The 7,726-nt window shown below is 37.5% G+C and carries 4 protein-coding genes; 1 reads left to right on the top strand and 3 read right to left on the bottom strand.

Going from position 1 to position 7,726, the window contains the following annotated elements; translation table 11 throughout:
• Together purL and A9Q93_RS07500 are read right to left on the bottom strand one after the other, a co-directional pair.
• Positions 1–3,006 (bottom strand): phosphoribosylformylglycinamidine synthase (purL, locus tag A9Q93_RS07505; RefSeq protein ID WP_303686769.1); only part of this gene is annotated, 3,006 nt, incomplete at its 3' end.
• Between the two features lie 118 nt (positions 3,007–3,124).
• Positions 3,125–4,345, bottom strand: coding sequence for a hypothetical protein (locus A9Q93_RS07500; RefSeq protein ID WP_303686768.1), 1,221 nt, complete (start codon positions 4,343–4,345; stop codon positions 3,125–3,127).
• Between the two features lie 226 nt (positions 4,346–4,571).
• Between A9Q93_RS07500 and A9Q93_RS07495 the strand changes: the two genes are divergently transcribed.
• A complete protein-coding gene (locus A9Q93_RS07495) occupies positions 4,572–5,579 on the top strand; it encodes an alcohol dehydrogenase (protein WP_303686767.1) in 1,008 nt (335 codons plus the stop codon).
• Between the two features lie 71 nt (positions 5,580–5,650).
• On the opposite strand, the gene A9Q93_RS07490 is transcribed toward A9Q93_RS07495, so the two are convergent.
• Positions 5,651–7,672: an endonuclease gene (locus tag A9Q93_RS07490; protein WP_303686766.1), complete on the bottom strand. Its 2,022-nt coding sequence runs from the start codon at positions 7,670–7,672 to the stop codon at positions 5,651–5,653.
• Positions 7,673–7,726 lie beyond the last annotated feature (54 nt).

The raw sequence follows: 7,726 nt of genomic DNA, 5'->3' as shown, positions 1-7,726 counted from the left end.
TATTAAATCGGTCATGTGAACGTCTATAACTTCAAAGCCTGCGAGGTACATCGCACGTGCCATTTCTCGTTCAGAATTACTTCCTTTTTCACGTATTACGGCTGCTTTGATGCGTTTTTGAGGTAATTCTGGTAGTTTTCCTGTAAAATGCTCAGGAAATTTAAATTCCAGCGGCTGGTTCACATAGTTTAACGCACGTTCATCTGCGGTGCCGTTAAATGATTGTTTGCGGTCTAATAAATGTGAAGTTTCATACCAAACATCACGCATGTCATCTACGTCTATGATGAATTCATTGATGTCTAAAACGGCTTCGTCTATGGCGTTTCCTATTTTAAAGAAAGGAACGCCTGTTTTAGCCAATTCTTCTTCTACGCTATCATCGGTAGCTTGTAGCACGATTCCAGCATTTTCTGAGAACAAAACTTTGACCATATCATGACCTACCGTAGCCAGATCCAGTTCCATTCCCACGTTTTGTGAAGGGAAACACATTTCTAGTAAAGTGGTAATTAATCCACCACTAGCAACATCGTGCCCTGCGAGCACTTTGCCTGATTTTATCAAAGATTGTATAGCGGTAAACGCTTTCGCGAAAGCGGAACTATCCACAATCGTAGGACATTCATTACCAATTTTATTTTGTGTTTGTGCAAAGCTAGAGCCACCTAGTTTATGGTCATCGCCACTCATATTGATGTAATAAATAGGAGCCTTGTAATCGCGTTGCAATACCGGTTCTACGACTTTAGAAATATCATCACAAGCACCTACCGTACTGATGATGACCGTTCCAGGAGCCAATACATCCATGTCTGGATATTTTTGCTTCATAGAAAGACTGTCCTTACCAGTAGGAATGTTGATTCCTAATTCAATGGCAAAATCGCTCACGGCTTTTACAGCGTTGTATAAACGAGCATCTTCACCAGGATTGTTACATGGCCACATCCAGTTAGCACTTAGACTCACGCCTTTAAGGCCTTTTTCTAATGGTGCAAAAACAAGATTAGTCAGCGACTCTGCAATAGCATTGCGAGAACCAGCAGCTGGATCGATTAATGCGGCAACTGGCGCGTGACCTATTGTGGTCGCTACTCCATTTTTACCGTTATAATCCATCGCCATAACACCTACGTTATTTAATGGTAGTTGCAGTTCTCCACAAGTCTGTTGTTTGGCAACGCGACCTGTTACACAGCGATCTACTTTATTAGTCAGCCAGTCTTTACAAGCGACAGCTTCCATGCGTAATACGTTGTATAAATAGAGCTTAAAATCTTTACCATCATAAGGAACCGCATCATAAATGCGCTCGATGGTCTTGTCATCCATTATGGTTTTAGGACTAGAACCGAACATATCTTCCAGCGCTAGATCCATAGGGCTGCGACCATTTTTTTCACTGAACGTGAACTTATTATCTCCGGTAACTTTACCTACTTTATATAAAGGTGCACGCTCACGAGCGGCTATTTCTTCCAGTACAGGTGAGTCTTTTGCATCCATCACTAATCCCATACGTTCTTGGGACTCGTTACCGATTAGTTCTTTGCGAGATAGTGTAGGATCACCAACTGGCAATTTCTCTATATCTATGATTCCGCCAGTTTCTTCTACTAATTCTGATAGACAATTCAAGTGCCCACCAGCACCGTGATCGTGGATGGATTTAATAGGATTGTTATCACTTTCTACGAGTCCACGTATCGCGTTTGCAGCACGTTTTTGCATTTCTGGATTAGAGCGTTGTACAGCGTTTAATTCTAGACCAGAATCTAGTGCGCCAGTGTCTGCACTACTTACGGCAGCACCACCCATTCCAATACGGTAATTATCTCCACCCATAACGATGATATCATCGCCTGCGTCTGGAGTTTTCTTTAAGGCTTGTTCTTTCTTTCCATAACCTATTCCGCCAGCTTGCATGATGACTTTGTCGAAGCCTAAGTTTTGATCACCTTCTTGATGTTCAAATGTTAATACAGAACCTGTGATTAACGGTTGGCCAAATTTGTTACCAAAATCACTCGCACCATTTGATGCTTTGATTAAGATATCCATAGGTGTTTGATAGAGCCATTTACGAGCTTCAAAGCCATTTTCCCATGGTCGTTCTTCATTTAATCTCGAGTAGCTGGTCATATAAACCGCAGTTCCTGCAAGTGGTAAAGAACCTTGTCCACCAGCAAGTCTATCGCGTATTTCTCCACCAGAACCGGTTGCAGCACCATTAAATGGCTCTACGGTAGTAGGGAAGTTGTGTGTTTCGGCCTTTAATGATATTACCGAATCAAAAAGACTGGTTTGATAAACGTCTGGCTTGTTTGCAGTTTTAGGCGCAAACTGTTCTGCTTGTGGTCCTTTTACAAAGGCTACGTTATCGCTGTATGCACTTACGATTCCGTTAGGCCAGCGTTTAGAGGTTTCTTTAATGAGTTTGAATAGGGAAGTAGGCATCTCTTCACCATCAATGATAAAAGTTCCATTAAATATTTTGTGGCGGCAGTGCTCAGAGTTTACTTGTGAAAAACCGAATACCTCACTATCAGTTAATTTACGATCTAATTTTTCAGAAAGCTGGATCAAGTAATCGATCTCATCATCGCTAAGTGATAATCCTTCTTGCATATTATAAGCAGGAATATCATCTATTTCTAGGACGCCTTCAGCTTCTACATTAATATCAAATTGCGATTGATTGAGTCCATCAAACTTTTGCAACAACATTTTATCATACTGCGAGTTCTCCTCACAAGCATGAAATTCCTCGATTCTTAGAATTCCTTTAATTTCCATGTTTTGAGTAATCTCTACAGCATTTGTAGACCATGGAGTAATGGTGGTTGCACGTGGTCCCGTAAAGAATCCCGATAAAGCATCGGCTTCTAGTTTTGGAGCATCGGCAAAAAGCCATTGTAATTTTTGATCATCTTCTGTAGAGATCGGTGCTTGGGTTTGTACTGCGTAAACTGACTTGGACGGATTTCCGTAAAAATGAATCATTGTGAGCGCTTTTATGGGCTATTGCAAAGATACTTTTTTAGGGGCTTATTTTAGTTGTTTCCGCTTTCGCGAAAGCGGAATTATTAACGTCTTATTTACAATAAATATATTACGTAAACTATTTGTAGGTGATACTCATGGTTTCCTTTGTTTCTAAGGTAAGTTCCCCTTTTTTAGTTTTATTTGAGTAGGTGGTTTTTTCTGTTAAATAAGAATTTTGATCGGTTACAAAAATGGTTCTATATCTTTGTTTATCAGATGTGTTATTGTCTATAACAATTTCCTCATCGACGGTTATTTTATTGTCGTTTTGGGCAATTGATATGTTAGATACTTCTAAACTGTTAGTCTTTATCAATTCATTATTTCTAAAACGCCATTGCTCTTTATTTACACTCTTTTTTGTGATTTGGTTACCGGTGTTATAAGTGTAACTCTTTAGGTAGACATCTTTAGAATGAAGGAATTTAAGTAGTTTATTAAAATCTATAGTATCTACATCATTAGTAAGTTTATCATATTCTTTGGCAGCTGGATCATTTTCTTGAAAACTTTTAATGAAAAAGGTAGAAAGGGTTGATTGATCTAATAGATCACGATCATTGTATTTATATTTTTCATGATGAACTATTAAAGCTTCATTATATTCTGAGTTTTCGTTTTCAAAATAAAGTTCTTGATTGCTGTATATCCATTTATCGGTCATTCTATTAGACGAGTCGTAACTAATTTTTACATAGGATAATGGACTCATGATGAATACGGGAACTGGATTTTCACTCCTTTCATTTAATTCTAATATCGTTTGATAGCTTACTATTTCAGTTATATTTTCATTTGCATCATAACTGTATTTTTTAAACATATTCATATCTTGAATCGCTATGATTTTACCTTTATTTACAAAGACCAGTTCTTCCAGAAGCTCTGTTCTTGTAGGAGTTGGGAACAGCTCCTGACTCAAAGAATGATTAAATATGATCTCGTCATTTTTTGGAGTGTAAGCAACAGTATCCGACTTCTTAATAGCCATAGAAGCTTTATCTGAGCTGGTAGAATTAGATTTTTGAACATCAATAACAGGAAAATAATCTAATTCTTGAACATCTCGAGTGAGTCTATTTATAGTTTCTGTGGACTGTAATTTATCATCTTCATAAGTCTCTCTTTTGTAAATGAAACTAGACATCAATTGTGAGTCATAGGTAAATTCTGGTAAGCCAGCTTTAGGTTTTAAAGATGCTTCTACATCTGGTCCGTACATCTGGTAGCTATCTTGAGAATAGCTATTAAAGGCTATCAGTAATAATGGAAATAAGACTGTGTAAGATAATTTCATAGGATGGTTGATTATTGCAATATTAAAGATATAAACTTCTTTAATATATAACGCCGGTAAAAGATTTGTTATTGTTTCGCTTTCGCGAAAGCGACATCATAAAGCTCCTGTTTTTTTTCACTGATGCAACGTATATATCAGTATTGATTTACTGTTAAGTCTTAACCTATCTCTAACATGTTCTAAGAGGCATTTTATCTATATTGAAAACTAAAACCGAAAACTTATGAAAGCAGCAAGATTTTTAGAACAAGGCGGCGATTTAACCATCGTAGAAATGGATAAGCCTTCTCCAAAAGCCAATGAGATTTTATTAAAAGTAGAAGCTTGTGGAATATGCCACAGTGATGCTTTTACGCAAGCTGGTGCTATGGGAAATGATTTTCCTAGAACGCCAGGTCATGAAGTGATAGGGATTATTGAAGAATTGGGAGATAATGTAACATTATTTGAAAAAGGAGAGCGAGTAGGAATAGGCTGGCATGGTGGACATTGTTTTGACTGTGACCCTTGCCGTAGAGGTAAATTTATTAACTGTGAAAATGCCAAAGTTTCTGGTATTTCTTACGATGGTGGTTATGCAGAATATATGACAGCGCCTTATGAGGCAGCGGCGAGAGTTCCTGAAGATTTAAAAAGTACTGAGGCAGCACCACTCTTATGTGCAGGTATTACTGTATTTAATGGGATGCGTAATGCAGGATTGAGAGCTGGCGATACAGTTGCAGTTCAAGGAATAGGTGGACTAGGACACCTGGCGATACAATTTGCTCATAAAATGGGAATGAGAACCATCGCTCTAAGTACTACAGATGATAAAAAGGACCTTGCAATGGATCTAGGAGCAGATCATTTTATTGCTACTAAAGATGAAGATGCCGTAGAACAATTACAACAACTAGGTGGCGCAGATCTCATAGTCGCCACAGCACCGCACGCTGATGCTATATCGAGTGTTATCGACGGTTTAGGAATAGATGGTACGATGTTATTAATCGCTGCTGCCGGCGATGACGTAAAAGTTTCACCAATGCAATTATTACAAGCTAGAAAATCATTGAAAGGTTGGCCTAGTGGAGTAGCACCAGACAGTGAAGATACATTAAAGTTTAGCGAGCGTACAGGAGCATTGCCTATGATTGAAGAATTCTCACTAGATAATGCCAAAGAAGGTTTTGATAAAATGATGAATAATGAATTGCGTTTCAGAGGTGTTTTAAATATGTCTAAATAGAACATCATCACCATTAGTACGATTAAAAAAAGAGCCTGTTAAGGCTCTTTTTTTTTAAGTAGTGTAAGATCTTACTTGACTATAAGTTTGTATGTTTTTGAAACACCGTTTATTTGTAGTCGTGCAATAAAAACACCAGTTCTATTTATATAAAAATAATTGTTGTTTAAAGCAATTTCTAATTGTCTTCCAGACAAATCATAAATGTCTAGTTGCTCCAGTTCATTTTCTAGATTCCCGATATAGAAAGCACCTGTAGATGGGTTAGGGTAGATGCTAATATCTTGGAATACAAAATCATCATTGCTCGCTGTATTGTCGAAAGTATGCATACCTAAGTCACTAGAATTGTCTTGAGCAAAAATGTTCCATTCTCCCACTTTATCAAATGTGGTATTAGGTCCAGTTATATTAGATTTACGCACTAAGGTTTCATTTTGAATATCGTCTGCATTACTATTAGGATCACCTACAAGATCCAGTAAAATCCCAGCTTTAAATAAACCGATGGCATCATTACCATTAAAATTTAACACACTGCTACTACCTAATAATAAATCTGCTTCAGCTAGAATAGCTGCATTTGCGTTACCTCTTGCTAATACATAAACCTCTTGATCTTGTAGCGTTCCAGATAGTGTCTCTGAAACGTTCCAGGTACCGCTACCATTTTGACTTAATTGGATAGAATAGTCAGCTAGGTTGACAGCAGTTCCAGTGAAGTTTGCAATTTCTAAAGCTTTATTATTTCCGCCACCTTCAATGTATTCTGATATAAACAACTCTGTTGCGGCCCCAGATGGCATTTGAACATTGAGGTTTGTTCTAGTATCGTCATCAGGTAACATGTCACCGTTTCCGTCCACATTTGCAAAATTATCAGGATCGTCGCTTTCTTTTGAAAAACTACCATTTGTACCAGTAGCATTAAAATCTGCAGTGACTGTAATTTTATTGATAACACAACTACAAGAACTTGAAACATCTGCTGGAGTTAATGTGTACGCAAGTGTTCCAAATGGATCAGTCGTATTAATACCAGCGTTGAGCTGCGGAATTTGACCTGGAGAGGTAAATGATCCAAAATCTGCTACAGCTCGTACATTATATAAATCTGTAGTACCTATGTTATTAATTTCATATTCATAAGTAATTTGATCTCCAGCACTTGCAAAACCATCCATATCAAGATCTACAAATGTATCTTTGAGAGTAACAAACATTCTTCCCGAAGGATTATTACTACTGGTCCAGATCATAGTCACATACTGCGGATTATCCACATAAGGATTACGATTATTTTGATGTACATAGATGTCATTATTGCGATCTATCTCTTTTTGACTTACAGGATCCTGAGCATGCCAGTCTAGAAGTAAATCAATATACCATTGCTCATAGAATTGATCGCTTGAGCCATCACGAGGATTGTTTGCACTAGCATTTGCAGCATCCCAGCCAGCGTCGTTTATGTTGTTTTCATATCTAGTAGCAAAATAAAGTAACATTCTAGCAATGTCTCCTTTAAACTCGTCAAGAGGTTCAAAAACTTGCCCATTAAAACCAGTCGTTATAGAAGGTCCCTTTTTACTACCGTTCATGTAAGTAGTAATAGATGCGCCATTAGGGTTTACTTCTCCAAATGGTAAATTACTTCTACCACCATTTACCCATCCATCAGTAGGAATAACGTGGTGAGCATCGCTACGCATAGGCTCATTCTGACTAAAGAAACCTTGCGGATAAATATGTTCTCGATTATAGCAATCTGCCTCGCTATTAAAATTTCCACAATTAGAGTTGACACCTATGACATAGTTATAAGGATCTGCACCGTTAGGATTCTCAGAATACATGTCTAGGATCGTATTCGTTTGTGTACCGTTATCAAAATACTCATCGTTATCAGATGTGTTGTATAAAGTAATTAATGAACCATAACTTTGGGCATTATAGCCAGTAGAAATTATAATACTTAACTCAGACTTTAGCTGATATCCTGTAAGTCCGTTTGCACTATTATAGTATCCTGGTGGGATTTGAGCAATTCCCACTACAGAAAGTAATAAGAACAATAGGGTAATATTCTTCATATATGTGTGTTGTAAATTTCTTAGTCTTAAGAAATTATAGATGTTTACATTTTA

Origin of the sequence: Nonlabens dokdonensis (assembly GCF_002162835.1) — a bacterium.
In the GTDB taxonomy this organism is placed as follows: domain Bacteria; phylum Bacteroidota; class Bacteroidia; order Flavobacteriales; family Flavobacteriaceae; genus Nonlabens; species Nonlabens dokdonensis_B.
Note: the sequence above shows the minus strand (reverse complement) of the source record. Positions and strands in the feature narration are given on the sequence as shown.

Excerpts from the sequence above, each read along its gene's own strand:
- A9Q93_RS07500 (WP_303686768.1), bottom strand. The coding sequence starts at position 4,345 with ATGAAATTATCTTACACAGTCTTATTTCCATTATTACTGATAGCCTTT.
- A9Q93_RS07495 (WP_303686767.1), top strand. The coding sequence starts at position 4,572 with ATGAAAGCAGCAAGATTTTTAGAACAAGGCGGCGATTTAACCATCGTA.
- A9Q93_RS07490 (WP_303686766.1), bottom strand. The coding sequence starts at position 7,672 with ATGAAGAATATTACCCTATTGTTCTTATTACTTTCTGTAGTGGGAATT.